Consider the following 13867-nt stretch of genomic DNA (forward strand, 5'->3'; position numbering starts at 1 on the left):
GGCCTGGGGTAATAATCCCCCTATAATTCACAGTTAATCAATTCCTTCGGAGGTCCGATGAAAGTTCTCCGGTTATTGGCGCTGGTTCTTCTGCTGCTGGCTCCCTGCACCCTGCAAGCCCGTTGGATCAAGGACAAAGTCCTCTATACCGTCGCTGATGCCAGCAATGTGGAGTTCAGCCATTACCGGCACCTGGAGATTTTGGGCAACAACTGCCCGAGCTGCCACAACGACATCTTTCACATCGTCACCGCCAAAAATCCCGAAACGACCATGAAGGCCATGGAAGAGGGCAAGTCCTGCGGCGTCTGTCACAACGGCACCAAGGCCTTCACCGTCGCCGACAACTGCGACGCCTGTCATGCCCAATAAACTCGAACCGGCGAGACCTTTCAGGATCCCCCCGGCGCCGTGCCTACCGGAACGAAACCCATGTCCTACTTAAAATATTTCAAAACGGGGCAGAAGATTCTGCTCGCCGCCCCCCCCGGCGACGGCGCCATCAGCCGCACCGAAACCCTGACCACCTACCTGCAGGAGATGGGCAAGGGGCATTTCGATCTGCTGCTCCCCTATGGCGGCCACGAAGAAGAGAGCTATCCCTTCGCCGCCGAAATGCCCCTCAGCCTCACCTCGGAAGCCTTCGGCCTCGGACTTAAACTGAGCTGCCATTTCTCCGGGCACCGCGACAAGGACGTTATCCGCGTTCAGCTCGGCGACGACCTGCAGGTTTTCCAGCGCCGGGGATCCCCCCGTGTCGACCTCCAAGCCGGGGTCCGTTACACCAAGGGGCGCGGGACCCTGCGCACCTTTCGCGACCAGTGGGAAAAGAACATCCGCATCCTCCACAGCGGCGGCGACCTGAGCAAGCTCGGCACCTTTCCGCGCCGGGCGATCAATCTCGGCAGCGGCGGCGTCCGCTTCGACCTGAAGGCTCCGGTAGAAGTCGCCGATCTCTGCTTGGTGCTGATCGACTACGGCCAGTCTCCGCCCATCTGCTCCCTGGCCGAAGTCGTCTGGACCAAGCCGACGGAAAGCCCGGAGCGCTTCAGCACCGGCATGCGCTTTGTCTCGCTCCTTGACGCCGACCTGAAACGCCTGGAAAACCTCATCCGCGAACAGCAGAAAAATCCTTTGGCCAAAGAAGAGCTGGAAGTCTAACCCCCCTTCCCAATCTCCGGCACCCATCTTCCCGGCGGAAAACCGGCGGGCGGAACCAGTCCCGGCAAGACCCCGCCCCGCTCCAACCAGTGGTGAAACTCGGCGCGGGGGATCTCCACCGCCCCCAACGACAAGAGGTGGGGATTGGGCAACTGGCAGTCGATCAGCGGCCAGCCCGCTTTCGCCAGGCAACGGGCCAAGACCGCCAGGGCCACCTTGGAGGCATCCGGCGCCCGGTGAAACATCGACTCGCCGAAGAAGCAGCGCCCCAGCACCACTCCGTACAGCCCCCCCACCAGTTCATCCCCCCGCCAACATTCCAGCGAATGGGCGTAACCCAGGCGATGCAGACGCAGATAGGCTTGGCGCATTTCGTCGGTGATCCAGGTCCCTGGTTGCCCCTGTCGACTCTCCGCACAACCGTCCACGACCGCCGCGAAAGCCTCGTCGCAGGAGACGCGAAAACGTCCCTGGCGCAGGCACTTGGCGAGGCTGCGGGAAATGCGGATCTGTTCAGGGAAGATGACGCAACGGGGATCAGGGGACCACCAGAGGGGCGGCTCGTCGTCACTGAACCAGGGGAAGATGCCCAGGGAGTAGGCTAGGAGCAGGCGCCGGGGGGTGAGATCGCCGCCAACGGCGAGCAACCCGCTCGGCTCGGCCAACTTCGGCGCAGGGAAGAGCAGCTGATCGGAAAGACGGTAAACCGGCACGGTCAGCGCTCCCGCACTGGAAGCGCCGACCGGCCGACGGCTAAAAACATCAGGAGGGACCGTAGGCGAAGGTCAGCTCGCCGGCACGCAGACCGATACGCACCTCGCCGCCGTCGCTGAGACGACCGAAGAGCAGCTCGCCGGCGAGAACGTCGCTGATCGCCGTCTGGATCAGCCGCGCCAGGGGGCGCGCGCCATAGACCGGGTCATAACCCCGGCGCGCCAGGTCGGCCCGGGCGGCGGCGGAAACCTTCAACGTCACGGCGGAGTCGGCCAGGCGGGTGCGCAGCTCGTCGAGGAACTTGTCGACAATGCGGAGAATGATCGCCTCATCCAGCGACTGGAAGGGGATGACGGCATCGAGGCGGTTGCGGAATTCCGGCGAAAAAGCCTTCTCCACCGCCTGCTTGTAGCCGCTGCGGCCGAGATTGCCGAAGCCGATGGGGTTGGCGCTCATCTCCCGCGCCCCGGCGTTGCTGGTCATGATCAGCACGACATTGCGGAAGTCGGCCTTCTTGCCGTTGTTGTCGGTGAGGGTGCCGTGATCCATGACCTGCAAGAGGATGCTGAAGAGATCGGGATGGGCCTTTTCGATCTCGTCGAGAAGGAGCACCGCATAGGGGGTCTTCACCACCGCGTCGGTCAATAGCCCGCCCTGGTCGAAGCCGACGTAGCCGGGGGGCGCGCCGATGAGCCGCGCCACCGAATGTTTTTCCATGTATTCGCTCATGTCGAAGCGGATAAATTCCACCCCCAGCTGCGCCGCCAGCTGGCGGGCGACCTCGGTCTTGCCGACCCCGGTGGGGCCGGTGAAGAGGAAGGAGCCGACCGGCTTCTCGGGATGGCCGAGTCCGGCCCGGGAACGGAGAATCGCCTGGCAGAGGGCATCGACCGCCGGATTCTGACCGAAAACCTGGCGCTTGAGATCCCGGGCCAGATGGCGCAGGCGCTTGCGGTCGGAACTGGAGACGCTGCGCGCCGGAATGCGCGCCATCGACGCCACCACCGTTTCGATGTCGGCGACCTCGACGGTGGCGCCGGTGCGTTGGTTGATGCGAAAGACCGCCCCGACCTCATCGATGACATCGATGGCCTTGTCCGGCAGCTGGCGGAAATTGATGTGCCGGGCCGAGAGTTCGGCCGCCGCCCGCAGCGCTTCCTCGCTGTAGACGACGCCGTGATGCTCTTCGTAGTAGCTCTTCAGGCCGCGCAGAATGGCAACCGTATCCTCGACGCTCGGCTCGACGATATCGATCTTCTGAAAACGCCGGGAGAGGGCGCGATCCTTGTCGAAGAGATTCTTGTATTCCTCGAAGGTGGTCGAGCCGATGCAGCGCAGCTCGCCGGTGGCCAGCACCGGTTTGAGGATGTTGGAGGCATCGAGGGAGCCGCCGCTGGTCGCTCCGGCACCGACGATGGTGTGGATTTCGTCGATAAAGAGAATCGCCTCGGGCTTCTTGCGCAGGGCGGCCATGACCGCCTTGAGCCGCTCCTCGAAATCCCCCCGGAACTTGGTGCCGGCCAAGAGCGCCCCGAGATCGAGGGTGTAGATTTCGTTTCCCTTGAGCAGATCGGGCACCTCCCCCCGTTCCAGCAGCAGGGCCAGCCCTTCGGCGATGGCGGTCTTGCCGACCCCGGGATCGCCGACGTAGAGAGGATTGTTCTTGCGCCGCCGGCAGAGCACCTGGATGGTACGGGTCAGCTCCCGGTCGCGGCCGATGAGGGGATCGATCTTCCCTTCCCGTGCGCGCTGCACCAGGTTGACGGTGTAGAGCTCCAGGGGATCGCGGGAAGGCGCCCCCTTGGAAGGACTCGGCGCGCCCTCTTTGGTTTTGCCGGGGGCGGCGCCGTCCGAACTCGCCGTCTCCCGGGGCACCTTGGAAACCCCGTGGGCGATGAAGTTGAGGACGTCGAGACGGCGGATGCCCTGGGCTTCGAGGAAGTGGGCGGCGTGGGAATTTTTTTCTTCCAGAATCGCCGCCAGCAGATCGCCGAGCCCGACGTCCTTCTTGCCCGCCGCGTGCATGTGCACCACGGTCCGCTGCAAGACCCGCTGCAGACCGACGGTCTGCTCGGGGACGAAATCGTCGCTGACGGGAACCGCCTCCAGCTGCTTGTCGAAAAATTCCTCAAGAACGCTTCGCAGCCCCTGGATATCGCCGCCGCAGCTGACCAGCACCTCCTGCCCCCGGTCCTCGAAGAGGATGGCGTAGAGCACATGCTCGGTCGTCAGATATTCGTGGCGACGGCGTTGGGCTTCCCGTACCGCCAGGGAAAAAGCGATCTGTACATCCTGATTGAACATGCGTGACATCCTTTTTGCCGTCCCGCCCGCGGGCGGCGAACTACGAAAAGCACAAAAACGATCAGGCCGGCTCCATGCTGCAGCGCAGCGGAAAACCCTCGCTTCGCGCCCGGGCATGCACCCGGTCGATCTTGGTTTCGGCGATCTCCGCCGGAAAGATGCCGCAGATACCCATCCCTTTGAAATGGATGTTGAGCATGATCCGGTTGGCCTCGGTCGGCGGTTTGTGAAAGATTTTCTCCAGCATCTCCACGACGAACTCCATGCTGGTGAAATCGTCGTTATGCATGATCACCCGAAAGAGCGGGGGAGAACCCGTCTTGGCGCGGCTTTCCTCCGCCGCCCGGGTTCCCCCCGCTGGTGCTTGCTCGGTCACAGATAAAAGCTCCGTTCTTCAAATCGCGTTGAACTGATTTCGATCCTAGCACAAGTGCCGCGTCGCCGCCAACGTCCGACTGCGGCGGCGACGCGGTTCACCTCAAGGGGCGATGCCGGCGAGGAAATCGAGGAGCGCGCCGTTGAAGGCCGCCGCTTCCTCCAGATTGACCATGTGCCCGGCCCCGCCGATCAGGCGCAGAGCGGCCCCGGGAACACCTTCGGCCAACGCCGCCGACTTATCCGGGGGGATGGCCTTGTCTTCGAGGGCGCCGATAACGAGGGCGGGGAGTTTCAGCCGCGGCAGCAGCGCCATGGAATCGTCGCGGTCGCGGATCGCCTGCAGGCCGAGAATCAGCCCGGCAGGAGCGGTCGCCTCGATCCAGGCACGCACCTCCGCAAGCAGTTCCGGCCGGCCCTGCGCCGTCTCCGGCGCGAAGAGAAGCGGGATGAAGGCGCTCGGCACAGCGCCGGGATTGCCCTTTTCGATCTCCGCGATGAGATGGTTGCGTTTGCCCCGGGCCGTCTCGTCGTCGGCATCGGCACGGGTGACGATGAAGCAGGCGCCGGACAGGCGCCGGGAGTGGCGGGCGAGGAGATTGAGCAGCACGTAGCCGCCCATGGACATCCCCCCGACCACGGCCCGCTCAATGCCAAGATGATCGAGGAGCGCCGCCAGATCGTCGGCCAAAAGATCCGTCGACCCGGACGCCGTTCCCGCTTCGCTTTCGCCGAAGCCGCGCAGGTCGGGGAGGATCACCCGGTAACCGGCAGCGACCAGAGCCTCGGCCTGGGGGCGCCACATCTTGCGGAAGAGGGGAAAGCCGTGAATGAGCATGACCGGCAACCCTTGCCCCAGGTCATCATAAGCCAGGCGAATGCCGTTGATTTGTGCGTGCATGATGATCTCCTTGGTGGATGCCGGAACGGGCAATTTCTTTGGTTCCGGCAAAATTCAAAAAAAGCCCCCCCCGGGGATCTCGTCCCATACCGGCCTTTTGGCCAGAAAACGTTCCTTGAGTCGGGGATTTTCCAGCAACTGCTGCACGCCGACGGTCAACTGGCCGCTGCGGGTGTCAAAACCCGCGTCCTCCAGAGCATCCCCCAGGCCGATGAAGGTCGCCTCCATCAGGTTTTTCTGCAGCAGATGCATGAGCACCGGGCGGGCTGCGCCGGGCCAGGGTTCGTCAAGCGATTCCCGGCAGCGCTCCGCGTCTGTCGAGGTCACCGAGCGGCAGATCAGGGGACGCACCGGATAGATGGCACAGGCCCCCTGCTCATCGAGAAAGGCGCAATGCTCCCGCAGCGACAGGCGCGCTTCATCGTCAAGCCCGGCGACCTGGCGGCTGAGCTGGTCGACCCGCCGGATCAGCGCTCGCTGCCGTTCGGGCGGCCAGGATTCTAACACATAATCGACGATGGCGACCACCTCGGGAAAAAGCACCGCCACATTGAGCATGCAGCAGCTTCCACATCCGGCCTGGCAGGCAATCTCCTCGTGGTCGGTGAGATGTTCATCCAGTTCCGCCTCGGCCGTCGCGACGACCTGCCCCATCAATCCCTTGAGATCGATCTCTTCGGCCGGAACAGAAAGCTGTTCCATAACCATGGTATGAATTTTTTCCTGATACTGCCGGACATCGAAATCTGTCGTCATATTGCCTCCCGGAAAGCACACGCAAAACAACCATTGTTTTAATAATCATAGCGGCCCGCTTCCGGGAGGCAACCTTGCCGCCGCGCCTTTTTCCTTTTACACTCCGGGGATTTCGCGCGAAATAATACATTCAGATTATGCTTGCCAAACGTAAACAGGTCTGGCAGTATCTTAAGCCTCGCTAATCCCCCTACCCTCCTTCCCCTGAGGTGGCTCCATGGAACTCACAATTGATTACGAGTGTCCCCAGTGCAAATCCAGCTCCCACCAGCGTCTTTCTGACATCTCTCCCGGCAAGATCCGCAAATGTGCCCGCTGCGGCAGCCCTCTGGTGCTGACCATCGAGGGGTTGCGTGGCTTCGAGCGAGCGTTGCATGCTTATTGCCATCCCTGACCCCAAGCCTTATCCACTGATTCGACGTATTCGGGCCTGCCTCGGGCAGGCCCGTCGTTTTTTCCCCTTTGTTCTCCTGACGTTTCTCGCCTTTTCGTTGCCGGCGACGGCGGCGTCACCCCGCTCCGACCAACCCTCCCTTGACGAACGTCTCGGCCAGATGCTCATGGTCGGCTTTCGCGGCACGAACGTCGCCGACGATCATTTCATCCTCCGTGACATCCGCAACCATCACCTTGGCGGCGTCATCCTCTTCGACTACGATCTGAAAAGCCGCAAATATGGCCGCAATATCGCTTCGCCGGAGCAGTTGCGCGCGCTGACCGACCGCCTGCGTCGGGAAGCGCAAAAGCCCCTGCTCATCGCCATCGACCAGGAAGGCGGACGGGTCAACCGTCTCGCCCCCCGCTACGGCTTTCCCGCGACCCTCTCCCACGAGGAACTGGGGCGGCTTGACGATCCGGCGGAGACGACCCGCCGCGCCGCCGCCCAGGCCCGCACCCTGAGGGAGGCCGGAATCAATTTCAATCTGGCGCCGGTGGTCGACCTGCGGGTCAATCCCGACAACCCGGTGATCGCCCGCTACGGCCGCGCCTTCGCCGCCGATCCCGGCAAGGTCACGGCCCAGGCTCGGGCCTATATCGCCGGGCACCGACAAGAGGGTGTGCTGACCTGCCTCAAGCACTTCCCCGGTCACGGCAGCTCCACCGCCGACTCCCACCTCGGCTTCACCGACGTCAGCGGCAGCTGGCGCGAAGAGGAACTCATTCCCTACCGGGAACTCGTCGCCGCCGGCCTGGCCGACGCGGTGATGACAGCCCACGTCTTCAACGCCCAACTCGACAAGGAGCTCCCCGCCACCCTCTCCCCCGCCGTGATCGACGGCCTGCTGCGCAAGGAACTCGGCTTTTCCGGGCCGGTCCTCTCCGACGACCTGCAGATGGCTGCCATCAGTGCCCGCCACAACCTGCCCGAGGCGGTCGAAAAAGCGGTGCTGGCCGGGGTCGATATCCTCGTTTTCGGCAACAACCTCGCCTACGACGAAGAGATCGTCCCCCGCGTCCTCGCCATCCTCCGCGATCTGCTCCGGCGTGGGATAATCGACGAGGCCCGTATCGACGCCTCCTGGCGCCGCATCCAAAAGCTCAAAGATTCTCTCCCCGCCGTCGAGCGCAATCATCCTTGACAAGCCCACTCCCCCTGGGAAAGGATGGATTTCATCCCCTTTTCCAGGAGCCTCCATGCGCCCCAACCTGACCCTCATCGGCATGCCCGGCGCCGGCAAGAGCACCGTCGGCGTCATCCTCGCCAAGGACCTCGCCTTCGGCTTCGTCGACACCGACATCCTCATCCAGATCAACCGACAAAAACCCCTGCAACGGATTCTCGATGAAAGCGGCCATCTCGAACTGCGGCGCATCGAGGAAGAAGAAATCCTCAAGCTCAACGTCGAACACCAGGTCATCGCCACCGGCGGCAGCGCCGTCTACAGCGACCGGGCCATGGACCATCTGCGGCAGATTTCGCGCATCGTCTTTATCGACGTGGAATTCGAGGAAATCAGTCGCCGGATCAGGAACTTCGCCAGCCGGGGGATCGCCAAGGCACCAAACCAGAGCTTTCACGAACTCTATCTCGAACGCCAGGCCCTCTACCGGCGCCATGCCGACCTGCGCGTCGACGGCAACCGCCTTTCCCAGGAGGAACTGGCCGCGCACATCGCCGATCTCTACCGGCAAGGGGCCTGACCACCCATGGCCAACGCCATTATCCATCTCGACATGGACGCCTTCTACGCCTCGGTGGAACAGCACGACCAGCCCGAGTTGCGCGGTCGCCCGGTCATCGTCGGCGGGAGCCGCGAGCGCGGCGTGGTCGCGGCCTGTTCCTACGAAGCCCGCCCCTTCGGCGTGCGCAGCGCCCTGCCGATGAGCCGAGCCCTGCGCCTCTGCCCCGAGGCGGTCGTACTGCCGGTGCGCATGGCCCGCTACCAGGAGGTGTCGCGGCAGGTTTTCGCCATCTTCGGGCGCTACACCGACCGCATCGAACCGCTCTCGGTCGATGAAGCCTTTCTCGACGTGACCGGCTGCGAACGGCTCTTCGGCACACCCCAGGAGATCGCCCAACGGATACGCCGGGAGGTGCGGGAGGAACTGGGTTTGGCGATCAGCGCCGGGGTCGCGCCCAACAAGTTCCTCGCCAAGCTCGCCTCGGAAAGCGCCAAGCCCGACGGCCTGCTGGAAATCGCGCCGGAGCGGGTGGACGAGTTCCTATTGCCGCTGCCGGTGGAACGGATCTGGGGAGTCGGGAACAAGGCGGCGCAGCAACTGCACCTCCAGGGCTGCCGCACGGTCGCCGATCTGCGCCGGCTCTCCGTGGCGCAACTGACGCGCCTCTTCGGCGTCTGGGGGGAACGGCTTTACCATCTGGCGCGGGGGGAGGACGAACGGGCGGTGGAAGTCGATACCCCGGCCAAATCCTACGGCGCCGAGGAAACCTTCGCCGTCGATTTGACCCACAAGGAGGATCTGCATCGCGAACTGCTGGCGCAGGCGGAAAAGGTCGCAGCCCGCCTGCGTCGTCACGGGCAGAGCGGCCGGGTACTGACCCTCAAGGTGCGCTACGCCGACTTCGAAACCCTCACCCGTCGCCTCACCCTGCCCGAACCGACCGCCCACGGCAAAACCCTTTACCGCGCCGCCCTCGATCTGCTGCAACGCACCGAAGCCGGAGAACGCCCAGTGCGCCTCCTCGGCCTCAGCGTCGCCGGCCTCGAAGACCCCGCCGCCCGCCAACCGACCCTCTTTCCCGACCCCGACGAACAACGGCAAACCGCCCTCGACACCGCCCTCGACCGCCTCAACCGTCGCTTCGGCCAGGGGCAGGTACGGCGGGGGGATTTGTTAAACGAGGAATGAGGAATGAGGAATGAGGAATGAGGAATGAGGAATGAGGAATGAGGAATGAGGAATGAGGAATGAGGGGTGAGGGGTGAGGGGTGAGGGGTGAGGGGTGAGGAGTTAAATCAGCGTCACCAGTTCGGAATAGCGGGCGAGGGCGCGGTCGCAGGTCAGCAGACGCAGGGGCTCGGCGAGGGCTTGGGCGATGAGCATGCGATCGAAGGGATCGCGATGGAAGTCGGGGAGTTGCCGCACGGCCGCGGCGTGGTCCCAGGAGATGTCAAGGGGCGTGAAACCGGATTCGCGCAACCCCTCCAGGAATCCGTCCTGATCGATCTTGAGTTTGCCGAGGGCGGCCTTGATGCTCACCTCCCAGACCGAAACCGCGCTGACGTAGACCGTCTCGGCCCGACCGATCAGCGCGCGGCTTTCCGACGACAAGGCCGGATCGTCGGCGAGGACCCAGAGCAGCACATGGGTATCGAGCAGCAGTCTCATGCTTCCCCCTCGAAGGCCCGTTGCAGTTCGTCCGGCAGCGGCGCGTCAAAATCCTCGGCGATTTCAATCTCTCCCTTCATCACCCCGAAGCGGATGCCAGGCGCCGGAGCGGCATCCAGCGGAACCAGCCGGACGGCGGGTTTACCGGCCTTGGCGATGACGATCTCCTCCCCCGCCATCGCCGCGTCGACCAGCCGGGAAAAGTGGGTTTTGGCTTCATGGATATTGACTCTCGGCATACCGGCCTCCGTTGTAAAGTAATGGACTAAGCTTAGTCCATGCCGGAGCGTTGTGCAACGTCGAATCCGGACAGGCCGAAAAACCCGAAAAACCCTTGACGCAACGGTCGACCCGCATTACCATCCCGGCATTAATTTTTTTTCGTGTTGATGGGATGGGGAGGGACGGATGAACGAGATTACCGAGGATTGATAGAAACGCCGCCTGCGGATTGACCGTGGGCGGCGTTTGTGTACTTGACAAAGACAGGTGGATTTAAGGCAAAAATAAATATGCCCCTTTTCTGTTAATGAGTGATTATGACAAACGAACAGATACTGTTAACTATTGTCTCTTCTTTGTTGTCCGGGATAATTGGCGTTTTCATTTCTTCTTTGTTTTATTCACGACTCGAAAAAAGGAAAATGAAAATTGAAACAGCACGAAAAATGTTTGGCGCTCGACACAATATTGCAGGTACAGATTTCAAAAGTGCAATGAATGAAATAATGATTGTTTTTTCAGATAGTCAAAAAGTCATAAATGCAATGGAAAATATGTTTTCAGTTGTAGAAACTCCACCCTCAGCGAGATCTGAAAAGGCGGCAGATGAAGCACTTATTAAACTTATGAAGGAAATGTGTACCGATATTGGAGTTAATTACAAAAATCTTCCAGAATCTTATTATTTAAAATTTTTTACAATGCCATAAGACATTCGATGAATTTTAATTAAAGTTACTACAGGGTGCCAAAAATGAGTTGTGCAATGTTGCACCGCTAAAATCAACGCGCCCCCCCCTAACCCGTAACTGCCAGCCAAGGCCATTTTGGGGCAGTGAAGGGCACGGGGTCGCAACAAAGGTTGAATCGGGGTAGAAAAAATTACTTATTTAATCTTAGATTACATTATCACAAGGAGGTATAATGGCCACCTTCTGCATTAATTTTATTTCATTGTTTTTCTTCTTTAGCTTGCTATCAACAGCAAGCATTGCTGAAACAGACCAAACTACGTCATTCCATGGATATGATGAAAATGATAAAAGAGAATACAATAGATCAATAACCGAACAGAGTTTCAATAGCAATTTAGGATTAATCATTGAACTTGCTAAAAGTGGTGACATAACTGCTCAAAAAGATCTTGGTAAAAAATATTTATACGGTGAAAATTTCCTTCAAGACTACAATAAGGCAATCTACTGGTATAGAAAAGCAGCAGATACAGGTGATTTGGATGCTCAATTTAATTTAGGAATTTGCTACTATCAGCGACTTGACCAACCAGAAGATTTGACAGAAATGTTTTACTGGCTGGAAAAAGCCGCGTCTAAAGATCATTTAGAAGCGCAACAAATGTTAGATGTTGCATATGCTCAAATTCTTGAAATTGGTAGCAAAGCATTCAATGAAGGTAATTACGAAATTGCATTCAAATTTCTCAAAATTGCTGCAGAAAAAGGCTATTCTGACGCACAATTGAAAATCGGGCAAATGTATGCACGCGGTAATTACGTTGATCAAGATGACAAGATGGCAGTTAAATGGTTTACAATGGCATCTAATCAGAACCATGGTTTAAGTACTGCGTTGTTGGGAAACATGTACATGAACGGTAGAGGTGTTGAAAAAGATCTCAACATAGGCCTAACATTAATATACTATGCGGCTGCCCTTGGGAATGAACAAGCTAAATCTATTATAGAAATGACACGGCCTGATCATTTTTTAGCCATATCATCGATTGATGAAAATCGATCAAAAGCAGTTTTATCTTTTATAGATAAAAACATTACAGAAAAAAGCGAAAAAAAATATTTCTGGCAAGAAACAATTTTTTTATCAAGGTCTGAAGAAAACATTAACGCCATTGACAGCAAATTATTAACATCATACAGGGTTGAAGATTGTCGAAGAAATGAATATGGCTTTAAGCAGTTGGAAGATATTGTCATACCTGACCATAAAATCGAAATGGTTCCAGCAAAGCCTGGATCTTTAATTCATAAATACGTATGTGAAAATTTAATACAGAATTATAATGATTCAGAAAATGAAATATTGTCTAGTGGTACTGGCTGGTTAATGCCGAGTGGATACATTGCTACAAATCATCACGTTGTGGACGGCCATACCTTAATATCTTTAATTGATGCTGACGGAAAACTTCATAGAGCTTCCATTGTTAAAATGGACAAAATCAATGATTTGGCACTATTGAAAATCGATGAACACCCGCCTAATCTACTGCCATTACCCTTGTCTAACAGCCATTGTCTCGCTGGACAAGAGGTATTTACTATTGGGTATCCACACCCTGACTTACTTGGCCGCGAAGCGAAGGTAACAAACGGTATTGTAAGCTCATCTAAGGGCTTCAATGATGATCCGAGAATGCTTCAAATTAGCGTCCCAGTGCAAGCTGGCAATAGTGGTGGCCCCTTAATAAATCCGGCTGGTGAAGTGGTTGGCATTGTTACTGAAAAACTAGAACCAATGGGGGTTTTCAATAAAACTGGCGATTTTCCCCAGAATGTCAATTACGCAATCAAAATAAACTATCTTGATGCTCTATCAGAAGGGTTAAAAAAACTACCGACGAGAAAAAGTAAGCCAATTAATAAAGTAACAATTTCTGACTTTGTAAAAACCTATAAAAATTCAGTGTTTTTAGTCATTGCAAATTAACGACCAATCTCAGGCGGCCATAAACACTGCAGGGGAAAACCAATCGGGGTCGCGTGGCAACCAACGGGGTCGTGGCAACCAATCGCGGTCGTGTCTTTTGCGTCCACATCACTTACCCCCCTCCTCAATTCACCTCATCCACCCCTACTCCGAGGAGCCCGAAAACCTCCGAAGAATTCCCACAAATCATGTTGTAAACATTGACAACACCACCTCCTGTTGTTAATCTTTCCAACATGGACGCCGAACTCTTGTTGAACGAACGCCACATCGTCAGCGAAAACGCATTTGCCGAGATGGTGGTCTGGCGGGTTCCCGCGCCGCTTTGCGGAAGCGCTCATGTCTTCAAATATCGTCTCGCGTTTGTCGTCGATGGGCAATGCGTGATTCGTTATGACAATGAGTCCGGCAAGGGCGACCACAAACACATCGGCGAACAAGAGCTTCCCTATTCTTTCACGACTCCACAGGCTCTGCTGAACGACTTCTGGAACGACGTGGACAACCGGAGGTGCTGATATGCGTACCGTAACCTTGGGAATCGCGTCCCGCGAAACGATCAATCGCCGCCTGCTGCGGGCCCTCGATAACGAAGCGCAGGGAACATTCATCAGTTTCGAGTCGCCGGAACTGCTGTTCAAGGTCATTTCCGGCAAACGCTGGGAGCTGCTGAAACTCATGATGGGCGCCGAGCCCATGACAATTCGCGAGGCGGCGCGGCGCATGGAACGGGATGTGAAAGCGGTTCACACCGATGTGCAGGCGCTGCTCAAGGCGGGAATTCTGCAAAAAACCGACAAGGGCTTGATCGTCTTCCCCTTTGACGCCATGCGAGTGGATTTTCTGCTCAAGGCGGCCTGAAGAAAAGGAGTCAAAAACGGCAAAAAAAACTTCTAGCCACGGACGTTTTTACGTCACGCATCACCCCTGGTCATGATCGCGATTTCTGTTAAA

Annotated in this window: 17 protein-coding genes; 10 read left to right on the plus strand and 7 right to left on the minus strand. The window is 58.0% G+C overall.

Annotated elements, in window-relative coordinates; translation table 11 throughout:
* Window positions 1-57: 57 nt before the first annotated feature.
* Together BQ4888_RS16695 and BQ4888_RS16700 are read left to right on the plus strand one after the other, a co-directional pair.
* Window positions 58-372 carry a cytochrome c3 family protein gene (locus BQ4888_RS16695; RefSeq protein ID WP_092058764.1) on the plus strand — a complete coding sequence of 105 codons (315 nt, stop codon included), beginning with the start codon at window positions 58-60 and terminating at the stop codon, window positions 370-372.
* Between the two features lie 60 nt (window positions 373-432).
* The gene (locus BQ4888_RS16700; RefSeq protein ID WP_092058766.1) at window positions 433-1161 is read left to right on the plus strand and encodes a PilZ domain-containing protein; all 729 of its coding nucleotides are present in this window, start codon (window positions 433-435) and stop codon (window positions 1159-1161) included.
* Here BQ4888_RS16700 and aat read toward each other — a convergent pair.
* The 5 genes from aat to BQ4888_RS16725 form a co-directional block, all read right to left on the minus strand.
* Window positions 1158-1874 (minus strand): leucyl/phenylalanyl-tRNA--protein transferase, encoded by a 717-nt coding sequence (aat, locus tag BQ4888_RS16705; protein ID WP_092058768.1) that lies wholly within the window; start codon window positions 1872-1874, stop codon window positions 1158-1160. The two genes, BQ4888_RS16700 and aat, sit on opposite strands and share 4 nt — an antisense overlap.
* 49 nt (window positions 1875-1923) lie before the next feature.
* Window positions 1924-4179 carry an ATP-dependent Clp protease ATP-binding subunit ClpA gene (gene clpA / locus BQ4888_RS16710; protein ID WP_092058770.1) on the minus strand — a complete coding sequence of 752 codons (2256 nt, stop codon included), beginning with the start codon at window positions 4177-4179 and terminating at the stop codon, window positions 1924-1926.
* A gap of 61 nt (window positions 4180-4240) precedes the next feature.
* Window positions 4241-4555 carry an ATP-dependent Clp protease adaptor ClpS gene (locus BQ4888_RS16715; RefSeq protein ID WP_240746374.1) on the minus strand — a complete coding sequence of 105 codons (315 nt, stop codon included), beginning with the start codon at window positions 4553-4555 and terminating at the stop codon, window positions 4241-4243.
* A gap of 102 nt (window positions 4556-4657) precedes the next feature.
* Entirely contained in the window at window positions 4658-5455 is a 798-nt protein-coding gene (locus BQ4888_RS16720) for an alpha/beta fold hydrolase (RefSeq protein WP_092058772.1), read from the minus strand.
* 54 nt (window positions 5456-5509) lie between these two features.
* Entirely contained in the window at window positions 5510-6211 is a 702-nt protein-coding gene (locus BQ4888_RS16725; protein ID WP_092058774.1) for a YkgJ family cysteine cluster protein, read from the minus strand.
* A gap of 217 nt (window positions 6212-6428) precedes the next feature.
* Here BQ4888_RS16725 and BQ4888_RS17670 point away from each other — a divergent pair, with 217 nt between their 5' ends.
* Genes BQ4888_RS17670 through dinB form a run of 4 tightly spaced genes read left to right on the plus strand, consistent with a single transcriptional unit; the run spans window position 6429 to window position 9523 of the window.
* Window positions 6429-6605, plus strand: a complete 177-nt coding sequence (locus BQ4888_RS17670) for a hypothetical protein (RefSeq protein WP_170232926.1) — start codon at window positions 6429-6431, stop codon at window positions 6603-6605.
* A complete protein-coding gene (locus BQ4888_RS16735) occupies window positions 6586-7791 on the plus strand; it encodes a glycoside hydrolase family 3 N-terminal domain-containing protein (RefSeq protein ID WP_092058778.1) in 1206 nt (401 codons plus the stop codon). The genes BQ4888_RS17670 and BQ4888_RS16735 overlap by 20 nt, the downstream gene beginning before the upstream one ends.
* A 55-nt stretch (window positions 7792-7846) precedes the next feature.
* The gene (locus BQ4888_RS16740; protein ID WP_092058780.1) at window positions 7847-8353 is read left to right on the plus strand and encodes a shikimate kinase; all 507 of its coding nucleotides are present in this window, start codon (window positions 7847-7849) and stop codon (window positions 8351-8353) included.
* Between the two features lie 6 nt (window positions 8354-8359).
* Window positions 8360-9523, plus strand: a complete 1164-nt coding sequence (gene dinB / locus BQ4888_RS16745) for a DNA polymerase IV (protein WP_092058782.1) — start codon at window positions 8360-8362, stop codon at window positions 9521-9523.
* Between the two features lie 102 nt (window positions 9524-9625).
* On the opposite strand, the gene BQ4888_RS16750 is transcribed toward dinB, so the two are convergent.
* Window positions 9626-10003: a type II toxin-antitoxin system VapC family toxin gene (locus tag BQ4888_RS16750; protein WP_092058783.1), complete on the minus strand. Its 378-nt coding sequence runs from the start codon at window positions 10001-10003 to the stop codon at window positions 9626-9628.
* Window positions 10000-10242, minus strand: coding sequence for a type II toxin-antitoxin system Phd/YefM family antitoxin (locus BQ4888_RS16755; protein WP_092058785.1), 243 nt, complete (start codon window positions 10240-10242; stop codon window positions 10000-10002). Before BQ4888_RS16755 ends, BQ4888_RS16750 begins: the two co-directional genes overlap by 4 nt.
* A gap of 300 nt (window positions 10243-10542) precedes the next feature.
* On the opposite strand from BQ4888_RS16755, the gene BQ4888_RS17450 reads away from it, so the two are divergent.
* The 4 genes from BQ4888_RS17450 to BQ4888_RS16770 all read left to right on the plus strand — a co-directional run bounded on the left by BQ4888_RS17450 (window position 10543) and on the right by BQ4888_RS16770 (window position 13774).
* Window positions 10543-10935 (plus strand): DUF6680 family protein, encoded by a 393-nt coding sequence (locus tag BQ4888_RS17450; protein WP_140396695.1) that lies wholly within the window; start codon window positions 10543-10545, stop codon window positions 10933-10935.
* Window positions 10936-11149: 214 nt separating this feature from the next.
* Window positions 11150-12913: a tetratricopeptide repeat-containing serine protease family protein gene (locus tag BQ4888_RS16760; RefSeq protein WP_092058787.1), complete on the plus strand. Its 1764-nt coding sequence runs from the start codon at window positions 11150-11152 to the stop codon at window positions 12911-12913.
* 236 nt (window positions 12914-13149) lie between these two features.
* Window positions 13150-13431 carry a toxin-antitoxin system TumE family protein gene (locus BQ4888_RS16765; protein WP_170232927.1) on the plus strand — a complete coding sequence of 94 codons (282 nt, stop codon included), beginning with the start codon at window positions 13150-13152 and terminating at the stop codon, window positions 13429-13431.
* A gap of 1 nt (window position 13432) precedes the next feature.
* A complete protein-coding gene (locus BQ4888_RS16770) occupies window positions 13433-13774 on the plus strand; it encodes an HVO_A0114 family putative DNA-binding protein (protein WP_092058791.1) in 342 nt (113 codons plus the stop codon).
* Window positions 13775-13867 lie beyond the last annotated feature (93 nt).

The organism is Desulfuromonas acetexigens (assembly GCF_900111775.1).
Taxonomy (GTDB): domain Bacteria; phylum Desulfobacterota; class Desulfuromonadia; order Desulfuromonadales; family Trichloromonadaceae; genus Trichloromonas; species Trichloromonas acetexigens.

Bases quoted from the DNA above. Each gene is read 5' to 3' on its own strand.
- BQ4888_RS17450 (WP_140396695.1), top strand. From the start codon at position 10,543: ATGACAAACGAACAGATACTGTTAACTATTGTCTCTTCTTTGTTGTCC.
- BQ4888_RS16735 (WP_092058778.1), top strand. From the start codon at position 6,586: ATGCTTATTGCCATCCCTGACCCCAAGCCTTATCCACTGATTCGACGT.
- BQ4888_RS16740 (WP_092058780.1), top strand. From the start codon at position 7,847: ATGCGCCCCAACCTGACCCTCATCGGCATGCCCGGCGCCGGCAAGAGC.
- BQ4888_RS16770 (WP_092058791.1), top strand. From the start codon at position 13,433: ATGCGTACCGTAACCTTGGGAATCGCGTCCCGCGAAACGATCAATCGC.
- BQ4888_RS16700 (WP_092058766.1), top strand. From the start codon at position 433: ATGTCCTACTTAAAATATTTCAAAACGGGGCAGAAGATTCTGCTCGCC.
- BQ4888_RS16725 (WP_092058774.1), bottom strand. From the start codon at position 6,211: ATGACGACAGATTTCGATGTCCGGCAGTATCAGGAAAAAATTCATACC.
- BQ4888_RS16765 (WP_170232927.1), top strand. From the start codon at position 13,150: ATGGACGCCGAACTCTTGTTGAACGAACGCCACATCGTCAGCGAAAAC.
- clpA (WP_092058770.1), bottom strand. From the start codon at position 4,179: ATGTTCAATCAGGATGTACAGATCGCTTTTTCCCTGGCGGTACGGGAA.
- BQ4888_RS16695 (WP_092058764.1), top strand. From the start codon at position 58: ATGAAAGTTCTCCGGTTATTGGCGCTGGTTCTTCTGCTGCTGGCTCCC.
- BQ4888_RS17670 (WP_170232926.1), top strand. From the start codon at position 6,429: ATGGAACTCACAATTGATTACGAGTGTCCCCAGTGCAAATCCAGCTCC.
- BQ4888_RS16750 (WP_092058783.1), bottom strand. From the start codon at position 10,003: ATGAGACTGCTGCTCGATACCCATGTGCTGCTCTGGGTCCTCGCCGAC.
- BQ4888_RS16755 (WP_092058785.1), bottom strand. From the start codon at position 10,242: ATGCCGAGAGTCAATATCCATGAAGCCAAAACCCACTTTTCCCGGCTG.
- dinB (WP_092058782.1), top strand. From the start codon at position 8,360: ATGGCCAACGCCATTATCCATCTCGACATGGACGCCTTCTACGCCTCG.
- BQ4888_RS16720 (WP_092058772.1), bottom strand. From the start codon at position 5,455: ATGCACGCACAAATCAACGGCATTCGCCTGGCTTATGATGACCTGGGG.
- BQ4888_RS16760 (WP_092058787.1), top strand. From the start codon at position 11,150: ATGGCCACCTTCTGCATTAATTTTATTTCATTGTTTTTCTTCTTTAGC.